Consider the following 25,578-nt stretch of genomic DNA (forward strand, 5'->3'; position numbering starts at 1 on the left):
CATATATTGAGGTGCTATTTATGAAACAAATATATATTATTAGCGGTGTTTTACTTATTTCATTACTTACAATTTATATTTTGTTCAATACTTCAATCATACAACCTCATCCACCTTCCATAGAAAATAAACGAGAGCAACAAACCAATACTATTTCTTACGGATTGAAGGATAATCAAGGCCAACACATTAACAATGGCAGTACAATTACTAGTGAGGATAATAAAATTAATGTAACATTATCATTCGTACATACTATTAATGAAAACCGAAAATATGGATTAATTGTTCTAGAAGATTACAAACAAAAACCTTTTAAAATAGAAGATACTACTAATGAAATATCACACTATTTTTTTGATATGAAACCAAACAGTTCAATTACTACGAAAATCTCTTTACACACTTCTCCTAATGCAAGTGAATTAACCTTTTTAATAATTAAAAAACCTGAATACAAATTAAAAGATAATAACTTAAATAAAGCAGCTATTTTAGAAGATATTCTAAGTATGCGATATTCAATACATCCTCTTCAGAAAGAAAACGAAAAAATAAAACTCTCCCTTATAAATCCAGATGCAATTTTAAAAGACGGTCTTTACGAACCAGTATTTGTTACGAACCGTGAAGAGAATTTACAAACTGTCTTCTTTGAAAAGGAAGGCAAGCAATTAATTCTATCAAACGGTAATGAAACAAATGATGAAATGACTTACGCAATCGTGGCTTTTAAAGATTGGAAACAAGTTGAAATATTTAACAATAGAAAAGTTGTTTATACTAAGCTTGCACCTGAAACGAGACAAATCTTTAATTTCACATTGCCTTTAGTGGATCAGGAAAGTAATTTTCAACTCGTCGCTTTTCCATTTCCTTTTAAAGTTAGCGAAGAAGATTATATCAGTCAACAAGCATTCAGTTCCTTTCGCATCGTAATTGAAAATGAAAATAAATAAGTTATACTGTGCACATTACAACAACCTAAAAAAGGCCTACTCACACGAGTAGGCTTTTGAAACTATGAAAGTTTCGTCAATAACTGATTTAAATCTTTTTTCGTTTTCGTCGTTAAAGATTTCATTTTATTAATATCGATTTTTTCTTTCTCCGCTCCTACAATTAACGGATACATACTTTGACCGATTGTTTTAGAATCCGTCGGATGTGATGCCTCTAGCTCTTTTTCAATCACATCCCACTTTTCATTAATTTGTTTGCCAAGCTTATTCACTGTTTCCAATTTCGGATTAGCAGCTAACTGCTTGTCCAAGCTATCAATTAATGCTACAACTTCTTTAACGTTCGTTTTCACAGCAACACTTTTCTTCGGATCTTTCGTTGTCTTTCCGTTATTGTTTGTGCTTGTACTTGTGCTTTGATCTGCTGTTTTCCCGCTAGTCGTTTGATCATTCGTTTTTCCTGTCGTTTCTTTTTCTTTTGTTTTTACATTTTCGTTTTGAGTTGACGTTTTGCCGTTACTTTCTGTTCCTGATGATTCTTTCGTATTTTTTGCATCCTTATCTGTTTTTTCATTTGAAGAAGTATTTGTTTCTTTTTCAGTATCTTTCGTTGTTTTTGACGCTTCATCTGCACTTGTCGTTTTTGCTTCTCCATCATTTTGCGCAGTTACTTGCTCTTTCTTTTCCGTTTCTTTATCTACTGAAGGACTACAAGCTGCCATAGTAAGCATTGTACCAATTGTAATCGATGCGATAGCGACCTTTTTCATTTTCATATAAATCCCCCTATGTTTTACATAATTTATCCTCCCCTTTACGATTCGATTCCCCCTTAAAAAATCCCTTTTCATACGAATTATCATCTTTCCGACAGTAATCTTCATAATAATACGTACAAAAACTGATAAACTCATTTTAATATTCGAGTTTCTTCTACTTCATTTTTCTGCTCGCAAGTAAAAGAAAAAGAGTATATTGTCACATTAAGAATTACTATCTTCATATGACAATATACTCTTCTATCAAATTTTTATCTTTCTTGACATTTTATTTATACAAAAAAATAAAATTTTCTTTCGTTTTTTGTTTCTCAACATTTGTTAACATAATATTTTTATGAATAACCACCATTCGAGTGAATGACTTGCCCAGTAACCCATTTCGCTTCTTCACTTACTAAAAAAGAAATTAAGCGCGCAGCATCCACCGGTTCTCCTACTTTACCTTGCGGGAATTTCCATACTAAATGATGCTTCAGCTCCTCTGTAATCCATCCTGTATTCGTCGGTCCTGGATCTACAGCATTCACTGTAATCCCCTTCTCCATTGCAACTGGTGCTACTGACTTTGTAAATGCTTCGATTGCCCCTTTCGTTGCTGCATATGCTAGTTCATCTGGCATTGGGCCTACTGACTGTCCTGAAGTAAGATTAATAATACTCCCGCCCGTTTTAAGTGAATAATGTTTTATAAACAATGAACTTAATAGCATAGTAGCCCGAACATTAACTGTATAATGTTTATCCAACTGCTCTACATCTAATTCCTCAATCCTCGTATGAGTAGAATATACTGCATTATTAACTAGAATAGATGGATCACCTAACCGTTCTGATACCATATAAAACAAACGATTTGGCGAATAAGACTGCGATAAATTGATTTCTGCCATTTCACATCGAACATCGTAACTTTCAATTTCCTTTTTCAGCAAAAAGGGTTCTTGATCACTCATTCCCCATGGCATCGCTTTATCATACTTTGGCCAGTACGTGAAAAAAATGTCTATCCCCTTTTGAGCAAGCACCTTGCATACAGCTGCACCAATTCCATTCAGACGAGTTGCCCCTGTTACAATTGCTATTTTCTTCACCTTTTTCTCCTCCATCTATACACAGATCCCCTGCATGAATACAGAGGATCTATCTTCTTATTGAATATTTGACAGTATACGTTCAGCACCTAATTTTAACATTTTAATAAAGATATAATTTACAATCGTAAACATTACAAATAAAACGATAAACATAACCCATAGTCCGACATGAAGGAAGAAGTATAATACACTTACTCCCCCCACAATAATTAAAGCTATTAAAATATTAGCCAAAAAATTCCACAAAGTGGTATATCGACTTTTAAATAATTTCTGCTCTGTATCCCAATGAATATCTGCAGTTTGTGCGTCCCAGCGTGTTCCGATTAAATTAATTAATAACAACCCGTTCGCACTTAGTAAAAACCACAGTATCATAAAGACTGGAGAAATCCCAGCTACAACTGCCATCGTAATACCGAATACTGCTAAAATGATCACATTAATTAACCAAGCAGTGATTGCTTTCGCAAAAAAGATATCCGAAGCCTTTACTGGTAAATAACGATTCACAAACCAAGAGCTTCCATCTCGCGAAAATGACGTTGTTGCAATGACGTTACTACCCATTAAAAATAACGATGCACAAAGGCCAACACCAATTGCAAATCCCGTTGTCTCTGGATTGTTAATATACTCTGTAATAAACTTTAAATTCCCATCTTGCACAAATAAAATAAAGAACAACATAATCGGCATAACGAAAGTTTGTACAATACAATTTAAGAAAAATTGTGGTGTACGGAATAACGTTTTAAATTCCTTTTTCACATACGCTTTTAAATGCGAACTTTGTACTGTTGATTTCTGTAAACCTTCCGCCGAAATAACTTGTTTCTTTGCTGTACTCGTTGAAAGTCCAATAACCCCTTTTAAATATGTACGCTCTGCTATGTAATAAAACAACACAAAGAAGACAAATGAAATAACTGCAAAGATTATTACATATAAAGGTCCCTTCCAATTTGCATTTTCTACTAATGCCACTGCTCCGAAATATGTAGTTGGAAAATAGTTTGTCATTTGTACTAAAAGAGAAGATTGGTTGTTCGCAAGGTAATCCGCAATTGCATCTTCAGAAAACGAACTTTTATTTTTCCACTGTAAAAATACATTAATTCCTACAATAAATAGTATACTTACAATTCCAATAAATATATTTCCTCGGTCTTTATTTTTTGCTATATTTGTATACCTCATAATAACTGTCATCAGTAACGAAGCTAGTACTAACGGCACAATCGGGAAGAGTAAGTAAATAAAAATCATGTATATGTAATATGTAATAAATGCGCCACTTTTTAATCCGTACGTAATAAAGATTGGTAATAAAATGAATGAACTCATTACGTATTGTGTTATTAATACTGTTAAAAATTTTGCCGAAATAATCTGGGCTGGTTTTAATGGTAATGGTAGTAACATTTCAATGTCATTACTATAGTAAAATACAGTTAAAATGTTCGTTATACTCATTAAAAATACCCATATACTCGCAATCGCAAGTCCCATTGCGATAATCATTCCTGGATCTTGCCCTAAATGTATCATTCCCTCATACATTGCGTGCGTGATAGAACCAAATAGTAAAAAGCCGACAAATAAAATGGCTGCAAATGAAAATACATACGCCCATCGCTTCTTCTTATCTGTTATAAAATCTGCATAATTTAATTTTAATAATACTTTCGTTAACGTCCAAATTTTACTCATTGCCCGTCATCTCCAAGAACATTTTTTCAAGTGATTCATTGGATTTAAAATGATCTCTCATTTCATCTAAATTCCCTTTAAACTGAAGATTCCCCTTATTAATAATTGCAACGCGGTCACATATTTTTTCTGCTACTTCTAATACGTGTGTCGAGAAAAATACAATCTTTCCTTTATCCGCATGTTCTCTCATCATTTCTTTTAAAATATATGCGGATTTCGGATCAAGCCCCGTTAACGGTTCATCTAAAATCCATATATCTGGCTCATGCACGAGCACACCAATAATAACGATTTTTTGTCTCATACCGTGCGAATAACTTTGAATTTGATCCGATAACGCATTGTAAAGATCAAATTTCTTCGCTAAAGACTCAATTCGCTCTTGTCGTACGTCTTTCGGCACTTCATACATATCTGCCATAAAGTTTAAATATTCAATTCCTTTTAATCGTAAAAACATATCTGGGCTATCTGGCACATAACCAAACGTCTTTTTCGCTTCCATCGGATTTTTCATAATATCTATACCGTTAATCGTAATTGTCCCTTTGTCCACCCCATGAATGCCAGTAATCATCTTAATTGTCGTTGATTTACCCGCACCATTCGGCCCTAAAAATCCAAAAATTTCTCCGCTAGGTACAGATAAACTTAAGTCTTTTACTGCATAGGTAGACCCATTATAACTTTTTGACACATTCGTAATTCCAATCATTCCATCCAATCCTTTCCTTAATTACCAAATAACTATATTGATATTATAGCATACTTCTATTTTAAGATTTTTACATTTTTCAGTTTATTTAACCTTTAAAATAAATACACACCCCTAATCCAACAACTAAAACGACAGCTAGTATAATATAAATCATTGTTAAGCGTTTAATATTCCCCTTTGTCGCTTTGCTATAATTTGCATCACCATTCCGTCCAATTAACACCGTCGCAATGACAGTAATTACTACAAGTAATACAACGATCATGATCCAAGTTAACATACCTTCCTCCCCCTCCTTACAACCATTTTACAATATTATCCTCTTTATTTCGCAGTATATTTCCTCTTTTTACTATTATTATGAAAAGAATTGGAAAACTATTATTACTATACATTTTTACATGTGATATATTTATAACATAACGTGAATTATTTCTAACATTGAAAGGAGAATTTATCGTGAAAACAACTTGGATAAAATATTTAGGGTTTCTCGGTTTCTTCGGTTTCCTCGGCTTTTTTTATGAAAAAGGACTGTTTACTATGTTGTGTTTCTTCTCCTTTTTCACATCGTATAGAACGGTTCAACACGATGAACTATTTGAACAAATCGTCAATAAATCGTGCCGCAATGCCTTTATCGTTACATTACTAACTACCGCTATCATTCTGTTTATTGAAATGTTATTTCCAAACCCGGTACTACAAGAGATTGATATCGCTCTTATTTTCAGCACACTCATTCTTACGTTCGGCTTCTCTATGTTCTTTTACGATAAACCTGTTGATGAAACGGAAGATGCACCATGGCGTTCGTAACGAAAATAAAAGAATACCGCGCCAAGTTGAACATGACACAAGAAGATTTAGCAAAGAGCGTTGGTGTGCAACGTGAAACAATTAGTCATCTCGAAAAAGTTAAATACAATCCTTCCTTACAACTTGCTCACGATATAGCGAAGGCACTACATAGTACGATTGATGAGATTTTTATTTTTGAGGATAAATAAAAAATACCGTCATTCTTTCCAAGAAGAATGACGGTATTTCTCATTGATTATCCATATAAAACCGCATGAAATACGCCTAATAGTAAGTATTGATCCTGCATGTAATCTTCATCATATACATTCATCTCAATGTAATACATATCTTCCTCAAGACGAATATTCCAATCTGCAATTACATAGCCCTTTCGTAATAACTTTCCCATTCCAAATGAAGTTTTATGGACAACATATTCTTCTGCCTTATATGTAAAGGTAAATAAGAAATTTGCATCCAATAACTTTCCGTCACATACAAGTATTTCATGCTCTGCATCATGATTATCTTTGTACGTTACTAAAATCCTTCTTTGGCGCTGCCTACTTACATCCTTTGCAATGACGCGAATATTGTCCTTACTATCCTTTATTTCATAAATAATATTACTACCAATTTTCGGAATAAAATCCAGCACTCTCATCAGCGTATTTTTATAATAGCCCCTTACTACACCTACTTGCTCACTTCCATTATAAACCTCTATCGGCGTCGTATCTGCTTTGCTATCACACGGTCGTTTGTAAGAGAGCTGCATCATTCGCTCTCCTCTTAAGTACTGATCAAACGTCACAGGATATTCTATCATGCGCAGTTCCTTATTTAACTCATATAAATAGCGTTGAACGCTCTCTATTAATGTTGTAGTAGCTATACGCTCTTGAAGTTCAAATTCTTGCCAGCTGGAAAAAACATTCCATTGATTATAATCCTCTTCGTAGAAGAAACCAAGAATTACCTCTTCACGGTCAGCCGTTTCATATTTCATAGGCACGTTCTGCCCATGTTGAACTTGTTCCATCCACTGACCTAAATAAATCCCCAGCTCTGCAACCTTCATACATGATTTTTGAAAAAATACACTGTCACTCGCGCAAATCGTTACATCTCCTTCGATAAAGCCCTTTGAATAAGCATCATACCGTGGCTCATCCTTCTGCGGGAGATTCTTGTCTAACTCAAATAAAAACGTTAACATCCTTTATTCACCTCTAGTTGTTACACAGCTCTTTCCTATATTGACTGTAACTGAACATATATCAATACACTTAAAATGAAGCTACTTTTTCTTTAGTCACTTCTACAATTTCTAAAATTTGTAGCAGACTCTCCACTTCATAAGTCGGCTTAACATCTGTCCTATTTTCTTTCAAACTCGGATTATACCAACACGTATCAATGCCGTAATCTTCTCCGCCTCTCATATCAGAAGAAAGCGAATCTCCAACCATTAATACACTTGATTTATCTGTAATCCCAAACTTTTCAAACGCATAATCAAAAATCTCACGTGCTGGTTTTTGATGACCAACCTCTTCTGAAATAATAATATGATCAAAGAAATTACATAAAGGCGAATTTCCAATTCTCGATTGTTGCACCTTCGTATATCCATTCGTAATAATACCTAACTTGCAATCTTGTAGATCCTCACATAATTGCACTGCACCTTCTATAAGATGTACTTCTTTCCCTAAGTTTTCAAGATATACATCGCTAAATTGCTGCGCATCTACTTTTATATTATGAAGGGCAAATAATTGTCTAAATCGATCTACCGCTAATTCACTTAGCGTAATCATTTTATTTTCTAAATCTCTCCATAATCCATTACTAATCTCTTTATAACTTGCAAGATAATCATTATACCCTGTAGGCATCCCGAACTGTACAAACGCATTATGTAATGCGTGTCTTTCCGTTTCAGGGAAATCTAATAATGTATCGTCTACGTCGAATAATATAAATTTGTATTTCATGATGTTCTCCTCAATTCCTATATTCTCATAGCTTAATTATATCAACAATAAGAAAAGGAGGCTAATTAAAACCAGCCTCCTTCTTCTTACTTATCTTCCAGCAATAACACTTTCATTTCCTCTAACGACTCTTTCGTAAAGCCGAGAGATTCTTCAGCGTATGCTTCAACTGATCCGTATTGCTTTTGAATTTCACCAATCGCAGCTTGCAAGTATTCAGCACGTGCTTCAAACATTGCACCTAATATCGCTCTGCTCTCATCGTTTTGTAATTTCGCACCTAAAAAGGCCATCATTTTTTCATTTAGCTTTTCACGGAATCCGTTACTTAGTAAGTAGTCTTCCATTACTGTTTTTTCTGGTACACCTAGTAAAAGTAGTAATAATGCTGAACCAAATCCAGTACGATCTTTTCCAGCTGTACAGTGGTTTACTAACGGTAAGTTTTCCGGGTTTTGCGCTAAGTTTAAGAAGCTCACGAATGCCTCGTTACCACTTACGAAATCTTGATTCATTTTCTCAAGATACTCACCTGGTTTTCCTAACATAGAAAGGTCACCAACTTGGAAAAACTCATTTATATTTAAGTCTTTCGCTAAGTCTTGCATAACTGGTAAGCACACTTGACGAGCACCCGTAATTTCTGGATTCGGCTTATGCTTCACTTCAAAGTCTGTACGGTAATCGCAAATTAACTTTAAACCAGACTTTTGTAAATAGGCAATATCCCATTCAGTTAGCCCTGCTAATTCTTCAGAGCGGTATAATTTGCCCCATTTTACTTTACGGCCTTCAGTCGTTTCATATCCTCCCATATCACGGAAGTTAAACGCGCCTTGTAATGGCAGTCTACGCTCAGCTACTGTTACTGCTTGTCCATTACTTCCTACTAATCTAAAATATGGACGTTCATTTTCACTCGGGTTTTCAATTGTATATGATAATTCTCCATTTACCGTTGCAAGTAATTCTCCAGTTTCTTCAATATGTTCTGGTGAAGTACTCCAATAAATACGAACTTCTTCTATATTATTTTCCCATTTTATTTGTAACGTATTATCTTCATTTCTCTCTACAGTTGCTTGTAGCCAATTTCTTTGCTGCTCCATTCTTTCACCAACGCTTTCTCTTATAATTGAATCTTACCCTATTGTATTATGGGAATATCCATTTTGTCGTTCTCATTTTTCTTTTTATCTTACAAACAGGCGAAAAGTTCTTTTACTTGTTCAAAATTTGTACATGGATTACCGCGAAATACGTATGCGATTTGTTCATTACCTAAATCTTCGTATACAACTGTTCCGCGATTAGGGTGCGGATAAAACTCTAACCCGTTTATAATTTGTTTTGGGCCATAGTTCATTGTCCATGAAGAAATAGGATAATACGCTTTGTTTTTATGTCTACAAACCCAAAGTGCATATAGTTTATTAACTTCGTCCCAGTATACATACTGCGTTTCATCATTTCCGAAACCGACCGATTCAAGTTTCCAATTTAGTTTTTCATGAATTAACAAATTTACATAGGATACGTCATCTGGAGCATTCCACTCTCTACATCTTCCTATCTCACCCATTTCACTTCTCTTCGCTTGAAAGCTTAATAAGTGAAATGATGTATGTAATATCGTTTTCCCAAGCTCCATATTTACTGGTTGTAATTCAAATAGAAATCGTTCCATTTCGTCTTGGTTTACATATCCATGATCAACAAAAATTTCAACTTGTGTTTTCCATATAGATGTAACGTAACTTTCTTTTCCTTTATAATTTATACCTTTCCAATACACAAGCCCTTTATAATGAAAACAATCTCCTTTTGCTTGAGAAATACAGCTATCCGGAAATACTGGTTCCATTATATCGAGAAAAAATTCCTTTACTCGAAACATCCCAGTTGGAGTAACAACCTGAAACCAAAAACTTCCCCACTTTTCACCTTCATAACGTTCTGAAACTTTTTCAACATTCCAGCCTTCTAACAATACATTTGGATACAATAACACGAATGAATGCATGGATTGCTTTAACATATATAGTCTCCTCCCGCTATACGAGTTCGAGAGTATACATCATTCATCCTCCTAAAACTTTCTCACATATCTCTCAGTTGAACTAAACAGCTGACATCCATTCTTTTCAAAAACATCCTTCATCCATTCATTTTGTACATTTGTCTCACCAATATAATAAGATGCACCTATTTCCTTTAAGACAAACATCGCACCTGCAAATAATGCAGCTTCATATCCCTTATTACGCATATTTGGAGTAACTGCGAAGTACATAAGTTTCCCTTCTTCTAACGTACCTCTTTCAATATGCGGAATTACAATCCCTATCGGCTCTTCACCTACACTCGCTGTTAAGCAATGTTCTTTCCACTGCTCACCAATTTCTTGTAGCATCATATGCACAAATTGATCATGAGCGACTGGTTCTCCCGTCGCTTCATTCCACAGTGAATAAAAAGCCTCTTCTCCAACTTCTTCAATAAGCTTAAAATCCATTTCACTTTCTACATCTTCTACTTCATATATATCTTTAAATACAATCATGTTTTCCGTAACATATTCAAATGAATACGTTTCAAAACATTTTTTATACACATCATAATTTGGACTTTTTGAAGAGATTTCAAAATGTAGTTTTTCTAATTCACCTTTTTTAGCTTCAGCAACGCAATATTGCATCATTTCCTCTAATTGCTCTTCTGTAAAAATCTCTGCATTATTTTCTTTTATCATAATAGAAGAAGCACTTCTTCTTATTTTAAAATGTTTTTCTAACTGTTCTATCGTCGTCATATTCTTCCCTCATCTATATCATACTCGAATTTCTAATCGTTCTCCTTGCATGAGCAGGATTGTCCTTGAATATATAGAATACTAGAAAAGATCGCATCTTTAAAGTGCGGAGGAGGTTCTCCAGTGGATATTACAGCATTGCAACAACAGTTAGAGCTTATACAACAAAATGACTATACGCAACTACAGCATATAGACGTAAATGAGTTAACTTTGAACATGCTTCAGTATATCGGAACGACTGATAGCTACGTTCGTTACCAACTTATATATAAATGTTTTGCACATTTCATTCATCATGAATTCGTTATGGACGATCAGCTGAAATTACTTCTGCAAACTTGTTTAAGTGATGAGTATTTATATTGTGACATTTACTCCCCACATACAGATGGGGTTTTCACACGTTCTTACACTGTTTCGTTAATTGCGTTAATACTCCAATTCGCTAATTCGCACTACTTTTGTACAGAGGAGGATATCGAAGAAATAAAAAATAAACTCATTACATACACAAACTTAGAAACGGATTTTCGGGGCTATATCGAAAATAAAGGATGGGCTCATTGTCTTGCTCACGTATCTGATGCCTTTACTGAAATTGTTCATAATACGTATACAACTTTTGAATGGTACGAAGAATTAATTCATTGTTTATTAAATAAAATCTTTATTCCATCTGACCTTTTTCATAATAACGAAGATGAACGCATTGTTACTCCATTACTAGCAATGCTGTATCATGATTTTCCTCAAAACGAGTTAATTTCTATTATTCATAAAAAAATAAAAAGGCTTCCTCAAATTAGAAAACGCCTTTCGCTTAATGAGTATTGTATTTTATGTGCCAACATTAAAACCTTTTTACGCACATTATTTTTCAGAACGAAAGACGACCATAACTTAGCCTTTACAGCACGTAAAACAGAAAGAATGTTAAAAGAAATTCCTAACTATTATTAAATACAAGGAGCAATGACATGGGTTATATTGAAGATATGAGAAATCTAGTAGGAAATCATCCACTTATTCTAATAGGATCACACGCCATTATATTAAATGAAAAAGATGAAGTATTGCTGCAGCTCCGTACAGATTTTAACCGCTGGAGCATTATTGGTGGTGCCCTAGAATATAACGAAACGTTAGAAGATGCTTTAAAACGAGAAGTGTTTGAAGAAACTGGACTTATTATTAAAAATCCAGAACTATTCCGTACATACTCAGGGCCAGACTTCTTTCAAATCTATCCAAACGGCGATCAAGTAAACGGTGTACTCGTTGTTTATATTTGCCGAGAATTTCATGGTGAACTTGTATGCGATCAAAGTGAATCGAAAGAATTACGCTTCTTTTCACTTAATGAATTACCTAATAATCTTCCCTCTGTTATTGAGAGGATTATTACAGATTATCAAAAAAAATAAGGGAACGCTTAACGTTCCCTCTCAAATCCAATCCGTTTTTTAATTTCCGCTAAATTTACCTTTGCAATAGCGCGTGCCTTCTCAGCACCGTTTTCCAACGCTTCATATAATAAATTCGTTTCATTCATATACATAGTGTATTTCTCACGAGGTCCAGCTAACTCTCGATCTACAACGCGAAACAACTCTTTTTTCACATCGCCCCATCCGATTCCAGTCTCATATTTTTCACGTAATGACTGTATTTCGTCTTCTGTCGCAAATTCTTTATAAATTGTAAATAAGGTTTCTAGTTCTTTCGGTTCATTTGGAAGTGAAGAATCTGTTTTGATTTTAAATATTAACTTTCGTAGTTTTTCTTGCTTTGCAAATAATGGGATCACATTTCCGTAACTTTTACTCATCTTCCTTCCGTCAAGACCAGGTAAAATAGCTCCTTCTTCTTGTATGACATACTCTGGAAGTGTAAATGTCGTGCCAAATGTATGATTAAAATACGTCGCAATATCACGCGCAATTTCAATATGCTGAATTTGGTCTTTTCCAACTGGTACATGAGTAGCTTGAAATAATAATATGTCAGCTGCCATTAAAATCGGGTACGTGTATAACCCCATATTCACTCCCGCATCGACCTCTAACCCTGCTTCTTTATTTTGCTCCACCTTCGCTTTATACGCATGAGCACGGTTCATAAGACCTTTCGGAGTTAGGCAAGCTAAAATCCAAGCTAATTCTAGAATCTCTGGCACTTCTGTTTGTCGATAAAAAATAACATCTTCTCCAAGTCCAAGTGATAACCAAGTAGCTGCTACCTCTTTCGTATAACTGCTGAACTTTTCTGAATCATGCACAGCATTTAATGCATGATAATCAGCTATAAAGTACAATGCTTTTCCTTCATTATTCTTTGACATTTGTAATGCAGGTTTAATCGCACCAATATAATTCCCTAAATGCGGATAACCTGTCGGCTTAATTCCTGTTAACATTATTTTTTCACTCACACTAACTCCTCCTTTCGCAAAATAAAAAGAGCCCCTCATCCTTAAAAAGGACGAGAGACTCCCGCGGTACCACCTTAATTAGCTATCATTAGCTCACTTCATACTTCAATAACGTGAAGTAACCGTCTTTACCTACTCATTTCAGTTAGAAGCTCCAGAGTCCATTCCATATTCATCCCTTACTGATTCTCACCACATATCAGCTCTCTGAAAAGTTTCGAATATGTACTCTTCTCTTTCATTGCTTTTCCGTTATTTTTTACAGTTTATCACATTTCACTTCCAAACAAACCCGAATTTTCTATTTTATATAGCAGGAATTTCCACTTCAATTGTCTAATATTATATAGGTTTGCAGAAATATTCGAAACAACTTTGGAGGTTTTTTCATGGTAAAATATATATCCATTTTAGGTTCCACAGGATCTATCGGCACATCTGCATTAGATGTAGTTTCAGCTCACCCTGAACATTTTAAAATCGTCGGTTTAACCGCAAATTATAATATTGATCTTCTTGAGCAACAAATCAAAACGTTTCAACCTCGTATTGTAAGCGGATCAATGGGCGCGCCAATATGCAAATGAATTGTTAATAAAAAAGCGCTAAAACAGTTCCCACTGTTTTAGCGCTTTTTTTCACGTATTCAACTTAACAAATCTATAACCGTGCGTAACTAACACTTTTAATATCGCATATCCTGGAATGGCTAAAATAATGCCCATAATCCCGAATAAGTTTCCGGCAGTTAAAATGATAAAAATGATAGTAATCGGATGAATATCTAACTTTTTACCCATAACTTGCGGAGAAATAAATTTACCTTCTGCTAATTGTACAACCATCATAACGATAATTACTTTTAACACCATTGCTGGCGAGTCGATGAATGCGATAATTAACGCTGGTGTAATCGCGATAATTGGTCCTACGTACGGAACGATATTTACAATCATCGCTAAAATCGCAAGTAATACCGCATATTTAATACCAATAATAAGATAACCAATTAATAGCATAATACCGATAAATAAGCTGACGATAATTTGACCTCTAATATACGAGCTAATCGCATAATGCATATCATCTAGTATTCTCATTGCTGCTGGTTGTCTTTGCTCTGAAATGAACTTTAAGAAGTGATTCGGCAATTGTTCGCCATCTTTTAAAAGATAGAACAATATAAATGGAACCATTACAAATGTTAAAACAACCTCTGTAATAGTACTCAAAAATCCAGTTACATTCCCAGTTACTGATGATAATGACTTTGTAAAATCAACTGTATAGTCTTTTACCATATTCGCAACATTAATATTTAAATTCTCCTGAATTTTACCGAGTAAATTACTTTCCCCGAATCTACGTGCTGCTTGTTCAATCTCATGGCCAAAATACGGTAAGTTATCAATTAATGCATCAATTTGATCTTTAATAATAGGGATAACCGTTACAACTAAAAATACAAATAATCCTAGTACGATTAAATATATAGAAGCTATCGATACGATTCTTGAAACACCTTTCTTTTCTAAAAGCGAAACGAATGGATGTAAAATATAGAATAGTACGCCTGCTAATAGTACTGGGAAGAAAATTGTTTTTAAAAATACGATAAACGGTGTAAAAACAAATGATATTTTTGTTAGCAATAAAATATTAATGAACAATAACGCAAATCCAAGTAATACCGCCAAATAATTTTGTTCTCTAAAAAACTTTCTTAACTTATCTCTTTTTCTTATATTTATTTTCTCCAATGAAACCACCTCTTCGAATGATGAAAAGCCCTTATTCAGGGCTCTTCATCATAATCTATATATCTATTTCTTTGCAGCTTTCACTACAAATGATACAATAAAAATTAACACGATTGCACCTAATAATGCTGGCACTACATGAATCCCACCAAATGATGGCCCAAAGGATCCAAATAATCTACCACCTAACGAAGCACCTAATAAACCTGCGATAATATTTCCGAACATACCACCTGGGAAATTTTTACCTGTTATAGAACTAGCAATTGCACCTATAATAGCACCAACTATTAATGTGATAATCCATCCCATTTTTAGCCCTCCATTTCTATTATAGTTTGTATGATTTAATACAAACATATGTATTTATCATTGCTAATCATATTTCACTATAGAAATATATTTACTACTATTTTACATATGGAGATACATATATTATATGCAAAAAAGAAAAATATTGTCAAACTCACCCATAAAGCAATTATATTCATATACCATATTTAAAGGAGGCTTCATTATCTATGATTCTTAAGTTAAATTCCAGTTCTTTTGAAGTAGCAACGTCCATTTTACAGGTTCAAATTCCAGCTTATAAAGTTGAAGCAGACTACTTAAATAGTACTGCCATACCTCGTTTATATGATACTGTAAACGATATTCAAAGTTGTGTTGAAACATTCTATGGATATTTTTCTGAAAATAAACTTGTCGGTTTTATTTCTTTTGTACAAGAAGAAAAACTAATCGATATCCACAGGTTAGTTGTATCGCCCGATTTTTTTCAAAAAGGAATCGCAACGAAACTCCTAATTTATATATTTAACATGTTTCCCTCTTCAATGACATACATTGTACAAACAGGTAAAGCGAATACCCCTGCTATTACTTTATATAAAAAACACGGATTCATTACAGTATCAGATACAATACTTCCTGACGGTATGATTCTTACGCAATTAAAAAAGACAGAATACACAAAATAATTTGACTTGTTCGCTCCTTTATGTTATTTTTTACTTTATAAAACCTTTTGCTGAGTCCAAATTTTGGAGCGGGGGAACCATTTTTGTAGCTATGCTACTTGGGGCGAATCTTTTTTAAGTAGGGAAACTCTCACTTCCCGAGTCCGACAGCTAACCTCGTAAGCGTAATGGGAGAGGAAGGTGCTTTTTGCCTATGTTACACATTTTGCCTCCTTAATTATAAATATGGGATCGATATCAAATAGTCACCTATATTTATAGAAAAGGAGAATGTATTATGTTACGTTTATCTGATCACGCAATTAAAATGATGGAGCAAAGACTTCGAATTGAAAAACAACGCACATATCAAGCAAATAAGGTTGTAGATAACTTACATCACAAATACTTCTTTCAGCATATTTTTCAACCGAAAAGATAAAGAAAATGTTTATTTAATATTAAAAAACACAAGGTGTGTCTTACAAAGACATTCCTTGTGTTTTTTATATTCTTTATAAAATTCTCACTACATTTAAACTTGCTGTAATCGCACCTGCTATAGTGGTCACATGCCCTGCACCTAATGGACCATTTTGTAACACTAATGTTGAATTTGCACTTGTTACATTGACTAGTAACGTATTGGAAATAGCAGGTTCTAACACTACAGTCGATGTCGTTACATTTAGTATAAAGCTCCCTGCTACTTGTGTTCCGTTTAATAGTAATCTTACAGACACCGTTTCATTCCCACCAGTTGCATCCGCTTGAAAATAATAACTTACTAAATATATTCCTGGCGTGGATACCGTGACAGTTGTTGCACTAGTTAACGATACACCAGTTCCATATACAGTGGATCCAGAATTAATTGGGATGGTAGCATTTGCCGCAATTGCACTTGTTGATGTAGAGAAGAAATAGCCACCACCTGTCGATATAGCAGATGATCCTGTTGCTCCTGTCAAGCCAGTTGGACCTGTTGCTCCTGTTGGGCCCGTTACCCCCGTTACCCCTGTTGCTCCAGTTATTCCTTGTATGCCTTGGATTCCGGTTGGTCCAGTTGCACCAGTCACTCCTGTCGCTCCTGTTGCGCCGGTTGCTCCCGTCACACCTTGTGGGCCTTGAATTCCTTGGATTCCTTGTGGGCCTGTTATTCCAGTCACTCCAGTTGCTCCCGTTGGACCCGTTATCCCTTGCGAACCTTGGATTCCTTGGATTCCTTGTGGACCTGTTACTCCCGTAGAGCCGGTCGCTCCTGTTGGACCTGTTACTCCTTGTGGACCTTGGATTCCTTGAGGACCTTGAGGGCCTGTTACTCCCGTCGGACCTGTTGCACCAGTTGCACCGGTTGGACCCGTCGAGCCAGTTATACCTTGTATGCCTTGAGGTCCAGTCGGGCCGGTTGGACCAATCGGACCTTGAATTCCTTGCAGACCTTGAATTCCCTGTGGACCGGTTGGACCTTGTATCCCTTGTATTCCCTGAATCCCTTGCGGGCCTGTTGCACCAGTTGGACCGGTTGGACCTTCTGGGCCTTGCACTCCTTGTATTCCAGTCGCTCCCGTTGGACCTATATCTCCTTGTGGTCCCTGAATACCTTGTATTCCTTGAGGACCAGTTGGACCTGTTATGCCACTCGGACCTTGTACGCCTTGCACTCCTTGAGGACCGGTTGGACCACTCGGACCTTGGATTCCTTGTAGCCCCTGTAAACCAGTTGGACCGGTCGCTCCCCTTACTCCTTGCTCACCTTGTATGCCTTGTATCCCTTGAGGGCCGGTTGGACCGATTGGCCCCTGTGCCCCTTGCACTCCTTGTGGACCAGTCGGACCGGTTGCTCCTACCGGTCCCTGGATTCCTTGTAGACCTTGCGGACCAGTCGGACCGGTTACTCCTTGTATCCCTTGTGGACCTTGAATGCCTTGATCACCCGTTGGACCCGTTGCCCCCATTGGTCCCTGTACTCCTTGCAAACCTGTTACACCAGTTGCTCCGGTCGGTCCCTGGATTCCTTGTACCCCTTGAATTCCAGTCGCTCCTGTTGCTCCGGTCGCTCCTGTTTCCCCTGTTGCTCCAGTCGGACCAGTTGGACCCCCTGGTGATCCTGCTGGACCGGTTGGACCAGTTGGACCTCCTGGTGGACCAGTTGGACCGGTTGCTCCAGTCGGGCCAGTTGCAGAACCTGTCGGACCAGTTATCCCAGTGGCTCCTGTTGGGCCAGTTGGACCTGGATCACCTTGTAAACCGGTTGGACCAGTCGGACCGATTACACCTTGCACTCCTTGTATTCCTTGTATTCCTGTTGGACCTACCTGCCCCATCTCTCCCTGGGGACCTTGTAAACCTTGAACACCAGTTTCCCCTTGTGGACCCATTGGTCCTTGCTCCCCTTGAATTCCTTGAGAACCAGTTGGCCCTGTTGGACCAATCGGACCCTGTATTCCTTGTATTCCGGTTACACCTTGTAAACCACTACCTCCTAAATTACCTTGCACACCTTGTATACCAGTATTTCCAGTTGGTCCAGTCGGGCCAATTTCCCCTTGCACTCCTTGTATTCCTTGTACTCCTGTTGGGCCGGTTGGACCGATTTCTCCTTGCATTCCTTGTATGCCTTGTATTCCTGTTGGACCGGTCGGACCGATTGGGCCAGGAATTCCTTGTATCCCTTGAATACCAGTTGGACCAGTCGGACCTCTTTCTCCTTGTATTCCTTGAACACCTTGTATTCCCTGTGGGCCTCGTTCTCCCATAGGTCCTTGATTACCTTGAGAACCTTGTGGTCCAGTTAAACCAGTTGGGCCGGTTGGACCATTTTCTCCTTGCACCCCTTGCACTCCTTGTATTCCTTGTGGGCCGGTTGGACCGATTGGACCTTGTACGCCTTGTATTCCTTGCGGTCCAGTTGGTCCACCTAAAGCACCAGTTGGACCGGTTGGACCAGTGGGCCCCGTAATACCTGGCGGTGGAAAAGGAATAGGTGCTTGAAACTTACTACACTTATCTTGATTCTTCACAAGCATCTCCCCCGTTATAACTAACGTATCAAACTATTTTTAATACATTTAAACTAGCTGTTATCACACCAGATAATGTCGTTACATGCCCGATAGCTAACGGACCATTTTGTAAAGACAAAGTTGCATTTGAAGAAGTAACTTCAATGACCATCGTATTCGAAACTGCTGGTTCTAATATAAAAGTACCTCCTGTAACATAAAAAATAAAACTCCCTGCGACTTGTATTCCATTTAAAGTAAGCCTCACTGAAATTGTTTCATTTCCGGCAGTTGGATCGCCTTGAAAATAATAGCTTACTAAATAAATTCCCGGCGTACTTAACGTTACAGTTGTTGCATTTGTTAAACTGACATCAGAACCAAAAACTGTAGATCCAGAATTAATTGGTATTAACGCATTCGCTGCAATTATACTCGTTGAAGTAGAAAAGAAATAACCTCCCCCGCTAGGTAAGCCAGTCGCTCCTGTCGCTCCCGCTATTCCCAAGAAACCTATTGAACCTGCACTACCAGTTGCTCCTGTCGGTCCCACCACGCCACTTGGGCCCTGACTACCTTGTGCTCCAACTGGGCCTATACTACCACTAGCACCTGTCACCCCACTTGCTCCAATTGGGCCTTGCAACCCTTGAATCCCTTGTATACCTTGTATTCCTTGCGGACCCGTTGCACCTGTATTGCCTGTCGTTCCCGTTATTCCTTGTATTCCCGTAATCCCTTGAACACCTTGCACACCTTGTAGTCCAGTTGCCCCAGTTGCTCCTGTGGCTCCAGTTTCGCCCGTTGCTCCTGTAATTCCAACATTTCCTTGTGGGCCTTGTGGGCCTTGACTACCTTGCGCTCCTTGGACTCCTTGTGAGCCTGTTATACCGACTTCCCCTGTATTTCCTTGGGGACCTCTAATTCCTTGTGCACCTGTTGGGCCGATAATTCCTTGCACTCCTTGTATTCCTTGCACTCCTTGCGCTCCTGTTGGACCCGTTATTCCTTGTAATCCTTGAGGACCTTGCAAACCAATAGCTCCAGTCGGTCCTATTATTCCTTGCACTCCTTGAGGACCTTGGGCACCTTGTGTACCTGTCAATCCGGTAGTCCCTTGTATCCCTTGAACACCTTGAGGACCTTGTGTTCCAGCTGCTCCTGTTTCCCCTTGAATTCCTTGAACTCCTTGTATACCTTGTGCTCCAGCAGGACCAGTTGCTCCTCGGATTCCTTGTGTTCCTTGAGCTCCTTCCGCTCCTGTAACACCAACTGGACCAGCTATCCCTTGTATTCCCACCATTCCTTGTGCACCTGTTGGACCTATCACACCTTGTATACCTTGAATACCTTTAGGACCTTCTGCACCTGTTGGACCAGTTACTCCCAGCGGACCTTGTATTCCTTGAGAACCTTCTGCACCAGTTGGACCTGTTATACCTTGGTTACCTTGAGGACCTTGTGCTCCTTGTACTCCAACTGCTCCAACTACACCTTGGGAACCTTGCGCTCCCCTTACACCTTGAGAACCTGTTGGACCTGTTATACCTTGCACTCCTTGCGCTCCAATTGGTCCTATCCCTCCGCTTACACCTGTTGAACCGGTCGCACCCGTTGGACCTGTTGGACCTCCTGGTGGACCGGGTGGGCCAGCTGGTCCAGTCACCCCACTAGAAGGGCCAATTGGACCGGTCACTCCCGTCGGACCGCCCGGTGGTCCTTCTGAGCCTTGAGTGCCAATACTACCCGTCGCTCCTGTTATACCTCTTATTCCCTTTATCCCTTGAAAACCTGTTGCTCCCGTTATACCTTGTATTCCTTGCACACCTTGTGGTCCTTGTAAACCTATTACACCTGTTATCCCCTTTATTCCACTTATACCTTGGGCACCTTGCATTCCAGTAGAACCAGTTGGACCCACTTCACCTTGTATTCCTTGAGCTCCTTGTGGGCCTTCTTCTCCAGTAATTCCTTGTATACCTTGGAAGCCGTCTTCCCCTTGTATACCAATAGCCCCTTGCTCTCCTTGTATTCCTTGAACACCTTGAGGGCCTTGTGGACCAGTTATACCCGAGACTCCAGTTATGCCTCTCTCTCCCTGCATTCCTTGTGCCCCTGTTTGTCCTCGCTCACCTATTTCCCCTTGTATTCCTTGTATGCCTTGTATACCTTGACTACCAGCAGGACCCGTAGCTCCTCGTATTCCTTCTAATCCTTGTACTCCAATATCACCAATTAGACCTTGGTTACCAATTAATCCTTGAGCACCTTGGAGACCAGTTGGGCCAGTTATACCTTGCTCTCCTGTATCACCAATAACCCCTTGTATTCCTTGTGCTCCTGTTGTCCCTCGGGGACCTTGTATCCCCCTGATACCTTGAGGACCTTGGGGCCCAGTTGCTCCCGTCGGTCCAGTCACCCCTGTAGGACCAACAGGACCTTCATGCCCTCCAGTTGGACCGATTGGACCACTATTACCTGTCGGACCCGTTGCTCCTATAAGCGGAAGAGGCAGTGCCACTCCAAATTTTTTGCACTTTCTATGATGACGCACAACAATCCCCCTTCCCCAAAATAATTACACCTTTTATATGAAATGCATTTTTATAAGAAAAGTACACCTTTGACCTCATTTTTTTAAAATAAAGAAGCCTATCATTTCATCTATTTGAAATCATAGGCTTCTTTTATAAAAACACTTTACTTTCTAGCTTTAATAATAAAAGTAGTCGGCACCATTCTAGCTTTATATAAAGAATAATACTTCGTAGACGGCTCAGCTAGTTCTCCATCAAACGAGCTTGATGGTTCAGGCTCTTCTATTCTCTCAATTTTAAATCCCGCTCTATTTAACTCATTTATGTATGTACTTATTTTTCTCTTATATAATGTCGCTTGTATATTTTCTCCTTTAAATGTTTCAAACGTAATGGGCGTTTCCTCATGATAAGAAGACTTTATAGCAACTTCTTCTGTACCATACTGTAAGTTTGAATATATGGGATGCTCCCAGCTAAAAATAAAACTTCCTCCTGGCTTTACATACGAATAAATCAATTCCAACGTTTTTCTTAAATCCGAAGTCCAGCCTAATGCATAAATGGAGTATACAATATCAAAATAATCTTTTGGTATATCCCCTTCTTCTTCCATTGCTCCACATATTAACTTTGGATTCCAACTCTTTAACGTTTCATTCGCTATTTTAATTTGTTCACTTGAAAGATCCAGGCCCCATACTTCCTCTGCTCCATGTTCCCCCATATATTTCAGCGAATGCCCACTTCCACATCCAATATCAAGTACCTTTTTATCTTTAATTGAATCGAACAAATGAATCTCATCTTCAGACGCCGTATAAGGACCATATTTCGGTAAACAATCCACTTGAAAGAAATAAGGTGCAACTGTATCCCAACACTTTTTATTTAAAGCTAACATTTGTGTACCTTTCATATGCTACATTCCCCCATCCATTTTCTTCCCCACTATTAATTACACATCATAACCCGTTCTTCCTTTTCTCTTCGCTCGGTAATTTTTCACTTTTGCAATTGTACCGCACGCTCTTCCTCCTTCTTCTCCAGCATACATACCGCACCATCTTTTACTTCCATTACGCGAATGATCATAAAATACCCAGCGGCAATCTGGACATGCTTTTAACCTTCCCCACACATTTTCTTGAATTGACATTAATACAATGCTTAACACTTTTGTATACACATTCTTTTCATATACTGGTTCATATGTAATACCTTTCATATCATCCTTTATATGTACATGAAATGGGTATTTCTCTAACCATTTTTGCAATGATCCTTTGCCTTCAATTGTCATCCGAATATCTTCTCGAAAACCTCTTAATTCCTCTATCCTATGAAATGGAAACTCTTCATCAAAATATTCTTTCATAAAGAGCTTTATATCTTCTTTTGTTTGCAGCAAATCAATTGGCTCTCTCGTATCGTTTGGTATTCTCCATGTATTTAAAAATTCCCGAATATATTCTATTTCATTTGGAGCGTTTTGATTCAATTCGATCCACCTTCTTCTTAAAATTTACTTTTTTCTGACTTTATGTATAATTATAGTATAAAATAGTTAACCATCAAATAATTTTACTGGTTACATAATTAGGAGGATTTCTATGAAAGGTTTCTCAACACCGATACGTTTCATGCTTATTTCTTCATTTTTTATGTCTTTTGGGTATTTTGCAGTATACGCATTTTTAGCTATTTATCTATTAACCTTTCTTCATTTTTCTGCTGTCCAAGTAGGAACAGTGTTGACGATTATGACAATTACATCACGAGTTATCCCATTATTCTCAGGGTTAATTGCTGACAAAATAGGCTATATCATTATGATGATAGCCGGATTATTTTTAAGAGGAGTCGGATTTATCGCTTTAGGAATATGCTCTGATTTCTATACAATTTCTATTTCTTCTGCACTTATTGGCTTCGGAACTGCATTTTACGAACCTGCCGCTCGCGCTATATTTGGCTCACAGCCAGCTCATTTGAGAAAAAATTTATTTACATATTTAAACCTTAGCTTTAATTGCGGTGCAATAATCGGACCAATTGCAGGAGGATTCTTACTCTTACTCGATCCACTCTACGCTTTCTCTCTAACAGGATCTCTTATGCTGTTATTTGCTTTTATTTTTTACTTACTTAAAAATCACTTCCAAGTCACTACTGAAAACACGTCTATTACATTAGGAATACAGATCATCTTACAAAACAAATCTTTCCTTCTGTTTTCCTTTATCATGATTTTCTTCTATATTATGTTTACTCAGCTTACTGTCGCACTTCCACTTCATATGAAAAACATTAGTAATAGCAATCAACTTGCTACACTCGTTATTACGATAAATGCGATAACAGGCGTCATATTTATGGTATTATTCCGAAAATTATTCCACAAATACAACACACTTTCGATTATTAAATACGGTGTTTTATTAATGAGTATTTCCTTTTTACTCATTCCTTTATTTCAACACCCATATTGGCTCTTTATTTGTGTAATTTTATTTACAATCGGTGAAACACTCGTATTACCTAACGCTGATATCGCTATTGCAAATTACAGTAATGAATCATATACAGCCACTTTCTTCGGATTTTATCAACTATCACTCGCATTTGGTTTTATCATTGGTAATTATACCGGTACATCTTTTACATCCAACTTAAGCGGAATGTATACACCATGGCTTATTTTTGGCGGAATAGGACTTATTGGTTTTATTTCACTACATATTTTGAATATAAAAAAAGTGGCCTCTAAAGAGGATATACACCTATGTAATACAAGCGACCTATAACGAAAAAGATTCGACCATCATATGTGACAGTCGAATCTTTTTATTGTTCATATTCAAGATGATTATGCCTTTTACAACCAAACAAATAGCACCCACCTATAAAATCCGTTTCAAATTCTAACCCTGGAACATATCCAGATTTGATACGTTCTACCATTGTTTTATAACAATTATTCTCTTCTGTATATTCCTCAATTAACTCTTTCTTATCATTTTCTGTCCAGTTTTCTTCTACTTCTTCATTCTGAACATCTTCTATATCTGCTGTTTTCGCTTCGATAGATTCCCGTATAACTTCATTTATACGGGAGAAATTATTCGTTTTATATAGAGCATACACAAATCTACCAATCCAATTAGGACTTTTCCAGCATTCTTTATATCCCTTTTCGAACCATTCAATTGCTTCTTTATAGCAATTCAATTCAACATATAAATCTGCTACATTAATTTCCCCTAAAAAATTATCAGATTCCCTGTTAAAAGTATCTAACTTCTCTTTTGCTTCTGTCGTTCGTTCTAAATCAATTAAACATTTTACATAGCTATACATGATATAGTCCGAATCCCCTGCAACTCGCAAGAAAAATTCTGAAGCTTTTTCCAGCTCTCCAAGGTTATAATGCGCTACAGCTACATTATGATATGCTTCATCTGATGGTTGAATCGAAATAGACTTTTGTAATGCTTCTTTCGCTTCTGTCCATTTTTCTTGTTTCATGTAAATGTCCCCTAAGATGTTATAAGGAAAGTATGAAGAAGGATTCAACTTAACAATTTCTCTTATTAATTCAAGAGCTTTATCATCATTCTCTTCCTCATAGAAGTACATCCAAGCAAGATTATTGAGAGATTGTACACCTCTAGATTTATGTACTGCTTGTTGAAACAGTTCCATTGCTTCCTCATATTTATTTTGTTCAAACATTTCAATTGCCTTCTCGTTAATGTTCAAATAACTACCTCCGAAGTGAATAAATTCATCTACGCTTTATCATTATTTTAAGATGTAAAAATTGAAATTTCTATAAAAAATTTCTTTATCCTGTCTACATTTCGATTGAACTAGAAGCTAAAACACACGAATTTACAACAATAAGTAAATTTTTCAGTCTCTCTTACATTGGATATACAGCCTTTTTTAATTTACATATTATGGTACAATAAAAAGAGTACTAACTAAAC

General features: G+C 37.1%; 26 protein-coding genes, 1 pseudogene, 1 riboswitch and 1 other annotated feature. Of the genes and pseudogenes, 9 read left to right on the forward strand and 18 right to left on the reverse strand.

The features are described from left to right. Positions 1-20 precede the first annotated feature (20 nt). Positions 21-959, forward strand: a complete 939-nt coding sequence (locus GBN78_RS21190) for a hypothetical protein (RefSeq protein ID WP_151527201.1) — start codon at positions 21-23, stop codon at positions 957-959. A 62-nt stretch (positions 960-1,021) separates the two neighbouring features. On the opposite strand, the gene GBN78_RS21195 is transcribed toward GBN78_RS21190, so the two are convergent. The 5 genes from GBN78_RS21195 to GBN78_RS21215 form a co-directional block, all read right to left on the reverse strand. Next, positions 1,022-1,738 (reverse strand): hypothetical protein, encoded by a 717-nt coding sequence (locus GBN78_RS21195; protein ID WP_000782566.1) that lies wholly within the window; start codon positions 1,736-1,738, stop codon positions 1,022-1,024. Positions 1,739-2,076: 338 nt separating this feature from the next. Beyond that, a complete protein-coding gene (locus tag GBN78_RS21200; RefSeq protein WP_000716965.1) occupies positions 2,077-2,835 on the reverse strand; it encodes an SDR family oxidoreductase in 759 nt (252 codons plus the stop codon). 57 nt (positions 2,836-2,892) lie between these two features. Further along, entirely contained in the window at positions 2,893-4,551 is a 1,659-nt protein-coding gene (locus tag GBN78_RS21205) for a putative ABC transporter permease subunit (protein ID WP_000036884.1), read from the reverse strand. Next, the gene (locus GBN78_RS21210) at positions 4,544-5,269 is read right to left on the reverse strand and encodes an ABC transporter ATP-binding protein (RefSeq protein ID WP_088046441.1); all 726 of its coding nucleotides are present in this window, start codon (positions 5,267-5,269) and stop codon (positions 4,544-4,546) included. Before GBN78_RS21210 ends, GBN78_RS21205 begins: the two co-directional genes overlap by 8 nt. 88 nt (positions 5,270-5,357) lie before the next feature. Further along, positions 5,358-5,552: a hypothetical protein gene (locus GBN78_RS21215; protein WP_152127681.1), complete on the reverse strand. Its 195-nt coding sequence runs from the start codon at positions 5,550-5,552 to the stop codon at positions 5,358-5,360. A 179-nt stretch (positions 5,553-5,731) separates the two neighbouring features. Here GBN78_RS21215 and GBN78_RS21220 point away from each other — a divergent pair, with 179 nt between their 5' ends. Beyond that, positions 5,732-6,091: a DUF3796 domain-containing protein gene (locus tag GBN78_RS21220; RefSeq protein ID WP_000859233.1), complete on the forward strand. Its 360-nt coding sequence runs from the start codon at positions 5,732-5,734 to the stop codon at positions 6,089-6,091. Further along, entirely contained in the window at positions 6,079-6,282 is a 204-nt protein-coding gene (locus tag GBN78_RS21225; protein WP_152127682.1) for a helix-turn-helix transcriptional regulator, read from the forward strand. Before GBN78_RS21220 ends, GBN78_RS21225 begins: the two co-directional genes overlap by 13 nt. 47 nt (positions 6,283-6,329) lie before the next feature. Here GBN78_RS21225 and GBN78_RS21230 read toward each other — a convergent pair whose 3' ends face one another. The 5 genes from GBN78_RS21230 to GBN78_RS21250 form a co-directional block, all read right to left on the reverse strand. Next, positions 6,330-7,295, reverse strand: coding sequence for a tubby C-terminal domain-like protein (locus tag GBN78_RS21230; RefSeq protein WP_000955104.1), 966 nt, complete (start codon positions 7,293-7,295; stop codon positions 6,330-6,332). A 70-nt stretch (positions 7,296-7,365) separates the two neighbouring features. Continuing rightward, positions 7,366-8,076, reverse strand: coding sequence for a YjjG family noncanonical pyrimidine nucleotidase (locus GBN78_RS21235; protein ID WP_000875416.1), 711 nt, complete (start codon positions 8,074-8,076; stop codon positions 7,366-7,368). An 86-nt stretch (positions 8,077-8,162) separates the two neighbouring features. Then, a complete protein-coding gene (locus GBN78_RS21240) occupies positions 8,163-9,185 on the reverse strand; it encodes a tyrosine-protein phosphatase (RefSeq protein WP_152127683.1) in 1,023 nt (340 codons plus the stop codon). 89 nt (positions 9,186-9,274) lie between these two features. Beyond that, positions 9,275-10,114 carry a hypothetical protein gene (locus tag GBN78_RS21245; protein ID WP_152127684.1) on the reverse strand — a complete coding sequence of 280 codons (840 nt, stop codon included), beginning with the start codon at positions 10,112-10,114 and terminating at the stop codon, positions 9,275-9,277. A gap of 51 nt (positions 10,115-10,165) precedes the next feature. Continuing rightward, the gene (locus GBN78_RS21250) at positions 10,166-10,888 is read right to left on the reverse strand and encodes a GNAT family N-acetyltransferase (RefSeq protein ID WP_065845327.1); all 723 of its coding nucleotides are present in this window, start codon (positions 10,886-10,888) and stop codon (positions 10,166-10,168) included. A 123-nt stretch (positions 10,889-11,011) separates the two neighbouring features. On the opposite strand from GBN78_RS21250, the gene GBN78_RS21255 reads away from it, so the two are divergent. Together GBN78_RS21255 and GBN78_RS21260 are read left to right on the forward strand one after the other, a co-directional pair. After that, positions 11,012-11,851 (forward strand): DUF2785 domain-containing protein, encoded by an 840-nt coding sequence (locus tag GBN78_RS21255; RefSeq protein WP_152127685.1) that lies wholly within the window; start codon positions 11,012-11,014, stop codon positions 11,849-11,851. 17 nt (positions 11,852-11,868) lie between these two features. Next, the gene (locus GBN78_RS21260; RefSeq protein ID WP_030026541.1) at positions 11,869-12,315 is read left to right on the forward strand and encodes an NUDIX hydrolase; all 447 of its coding nucleotides are present in this window, start codon (positions 11,869-11,871) and stop codon (positions 12,313-12,315) included. Positions 12,316-12,323: 8 nt separating this feature from the next. On the opposite strand, the gene GBN78_RS21265 is transcribed toward GBN78_RS21260, so the two are convergent. After that, on the reverse strand, positions 12,324-13,322 hold the full coding sequence (locus tag GBN78_RS21265; protein ID WP_119781693.1) for a tryptophan--tRNA ligase: 999 nt from the start codon (positions 13,320-13,322) through the stop codon (positions 12,324-12,326). A 43-nt stretch (positions 13,323-13,365) separates the two neighbouring features. Beyond that, positions 13,366-13,573: a binding site (T-box leader), on the reverse strand. 138 nt (positions 13,574-13,711) lie between these two features. On the opposite strand from GBN78_RS21265, the pseudogene GBN78_RS21270 reads away from it, so the two are divergent. After that, a pseudogene (locus GBN78_RS21270) lies at positions 13,712-13,879 on the forward strand (1-deoxy-D-xylulose-5-phosphate reductoisomerase); the annotation flags it as partial. 81 nt (positions 13,880-13,960) lie between these two features. Here the strand turns inward: GBN78_RS21270 and GBN78_RS21275 are convergent. Next, positions 13,961-15,082: an AI-2E family transporter gene (locus GBN78_RS21275; RefSeq protein ID WP_000411480.1), complete on the reverse strand. Its 1,122-nt coding sequence runs from the start codon at positions 15,080-15,082 to the stop codon at positions 13,961-13,963. Between the two features lie 63 nt (positions 15,083-15,145). Continuing rightward, positions 15,146-15,394: a GlsB/YeaQ/YmgE family stress response membrane protein gene (locus GBN78_RS21280; protein ID WP_000539730.1), complete on the reverse strand. Its 249-nt coding sequence runs from the start codon at positions 15,392-15,394 to the stop codon at positions 15,146-15,148. 209 nt (positions 15,395-15,603) lie between these two features. Between GBN78_RS21280 and GBN78_RS21285 the strand changes: the two genes are divergently transcribed. Next, positions 15,604-16,065 (forward strand): GNAT family N-acetyltransferase, encoded by a 462-nt coding sequence (locus GBN78_RS21285; RefSeq protein WP_000601225.1) that lies wholly within the window; start codon positions 15,604-15,606, stop codon positions 16,063-16,065. 38 nt (positions 16,066-16,103) lie between these two features. Further along, positions 16,104-16,246, forward strand: a riboswitch (cyclic di-AMP (ydaO/yuaA leader). Positions 16,247-16,342: 96 nt separating this feature from the next. Further along, a complete protein-coding gene (locus GBN78_RS30335) occupies positions 16,343-16,486 on the forward strand; it encodes a hypothetical protein (protein WP_000945243.1) in 144 nt (47 codons plus the stop codon). Positions 16,487-16,559: 73 nt separating this feature from the next. Here GBN78_RS30335 and GBN78_RS21290 read toward each other — a convergent pair whose 3' ends face one another. The 4 genes from GBN78_RS21290 to GBN78_RS21305 all read right to left on the reverse strand — a co-directional run bounded on the left by GBN78_RS21290 (position 16,560) and on the right by GBN78_RS21305 (position 23,087). Continuing rightward, positions 16,560-19,073 carry a BC_3345 family exosporium-associated protein gene (locus GBN78_RS21290; protein WP_152127686.1) on the reverse strand — a complete coding sequence of 838 codons (2,514 nt, stop codon included), beginning with the start codon at positions 19,071-19,073 and terminating at the stop codon, positions 16,560-16,562. A gap of 22 nt (positions 19,074-19,095) precedes the next feature. After that, a complete protein-coding gene (locus GBN78_RS21295; RefSeq protein WP_152127687.1) occupies positions 19,096-21,603 on the reverse strand; it encodes a collagen-like protein in 2,508 nt (835 codons plus the stop codon). A gap of 146 nt (positions 21,604-21,749) precedes the next feature. Next, complete coding sequence (locus tag GBN78_RS21300; RefSeq protein ID WP_030026554.1) at positions 21,750-22,505, reverse strand: class I SAM-dependent methyltransferase; 756 nt, start codon at positions 22,503-22,505, stop codon at positions 21,750-21,752. A gap of 39 nt (positions 22,506-22,544) precedes the next feature. Next, complete coding sequence (locus GBN78_RS21305) at positions 22,545-23,087, reverse strand: CGNR zinc finger domain-containing protein (RefSeq protein WP_030026556.1); 543 nt, start codon at positions 23,085-23,087, stop codon at positions 22,545-22,547. A 112-nt stretch (positions 23,088-23,199) separates the two neighbouring features. Here GBN78_RS21305 and GBN78_RS21310 point away from each other — a divergent pair, with 112 nt between their 5' ends. After that, positions 23,200-24,393, forward strand: a complete 1,194-nt coding sequence (locus GBN78_RS21310; RefSeq protein ID WP_030026558.1) for an MDR family MFS transporter — start codon at positions 23,200-23,202, stop codon at positions 24,391-24,393. A 40-nt stretch (positions 24,394-24,433) separates the two neighbouring features. Here the strand turns inward: GBN78_RS21310 and GBN78_RS21315 are convergent, their stop codons facing one another. Then, entirely contained in the window at positions 24,434-25,348 is a 915-nt protein-coding gene (locus GBN78_RS21315; protein ID WP_152127688.1) for a tetratricopeptide repeat protein, read from the reverse strand. Positions 25,349-25,578 lie beyond the last annotated feature (230 nt).

This window comes from Bacillus sp. B2-WWTP-C-10-Post-4, from assembly GCF_009183805.1.
Lineage (GTDB): Bacteria > Bacillota > Bacilli > Bacillales > Bacillaceae_G > Bacillus_A > Bacillus_A cereus.

Bases quoted from the DNA above. Each gene is read 5' to 3' on its own strand.
- GBN78_RS21190 (WP_151527201.1), top strand. From the start codon at position 21: ATGAAACAAATATATATTATTAGCGGTGTTTTACTTATTTCATTACTT.
- GBN78_RS21195 (WP_000782566.1), bottom strand. From the start codon at position 1,738: ATGAAAATGAAAAAGGTCGCTATCGCATCGATTACAATTGGTACAATG.
- GBN78_RS21205 (WP_000036884.1), bottom strand. From the start codon at position 4,551: ATGAGTAAAATTTGGACGTTAACGAAAGTATTATTAAAATTAAATTAT.
- GBN78_RS21210 (WP_088046441.1), bottom strand. From the start codon at position 5,269: ATGATTGGAATTACGAATGTGTCAAAAAGTTATAATGGGTCTACCTAT.
- GBN78_RS21215 (WP_152127681.1), bottom strand. From the start codon at position 5,552: ATGTTAACTTGGATCATGATCGTTGTATTACTTGTAGTAATTACTGTC.
- GBN78_RS21225 (WP_152127682.1), top strand. From the start codon at position 6,079: ATGGCGTTCGTAACGAAAATAAAAGAATACCGCGCCAAGTTGAACATG.
- GBN78_RS21230 (WP_000955104.1), bottom strand. From the start codon at position 7,295: ATGTTAACGTTTTTATTTGAGTTAGACAAGAATCTCCCGCAGAAGGAT.
- GBN78_RS21235 (WP_000875416.1), bottom strand. From the start codon at position 8,076: ATGAAATACAAATTTATATTATTCGACGTAGACGATACATTATTAGAT.
- GBN78_RS21240 (WP_152127683.1), bottom strand. From the start codon at position 9,185: ATGGAGCAGCAAAGAAATTGGCTACAAGCAACTGTAGAGAGAAATGAA.
- GBN78_RS21245 (WP_152127684.1), bottom strand. From the start codon at position 10,114: ATGTTAAAGCAATCCATGCATTCATTCGTGTTATTGTATCCAAATGTA.
- GBN78_RS21250 (WP_065845327.1), bottom strand. From the start codon at position 10,888: ATGACGACGATAGAACAGTTAGAAAAACATTTTAAAATAAGAAGAAGT.
- GBN78_RS21260 (WP_030026541.1), top strand. From the start codon at position 11,869: ATGGGTTATATTGAAGATATGAGAAATCTAGTAGGAAATCATCCACTT.
- GBN78_RS21280 (WP_000539730.1), bottom strand. From the start codon at position 15,394: ATGGGATGGATTATCACATTAATAGTTGGTGCTATTATAGGTGCAATT.
- GBN78_RS21285 (WP_000601225.1), top strand. From the start codon at position 15,604: ATGATTCTTAAGTTAAATTCCAGTTCTTTTGAAGTAGCAACGTCCATT.
- GBN78_RS30335 (WP_000945243.1), top strand. From the start codon at position 16,343: ATGTTACGTTTATCTGATCACGCAATTAAAATGATGGAGCAAAGACTT.
- GBN78_RS21290 (WP_152127686.1), bottom strand. From the start codon at position 19,073: ATGCTTGTGAAGAATCAAGATAAGTGTAGTAAGTTTCAAGCACCTATT.
- GBN78_RS21300 (WP_030026554.1), bottom strand. From the start codon at position 22,505: ATGAAAGGTACACAAATGTTAGCTTTAAATAAAAAGTGTTGGGATACA.
- GBN78_RS21310 (WP_030026558.1), top strand. From the start codon at position 23,200: ATGAAAGGTTTCTCAACACCGATACGTTTCATGCTTATTTCTTCATTT.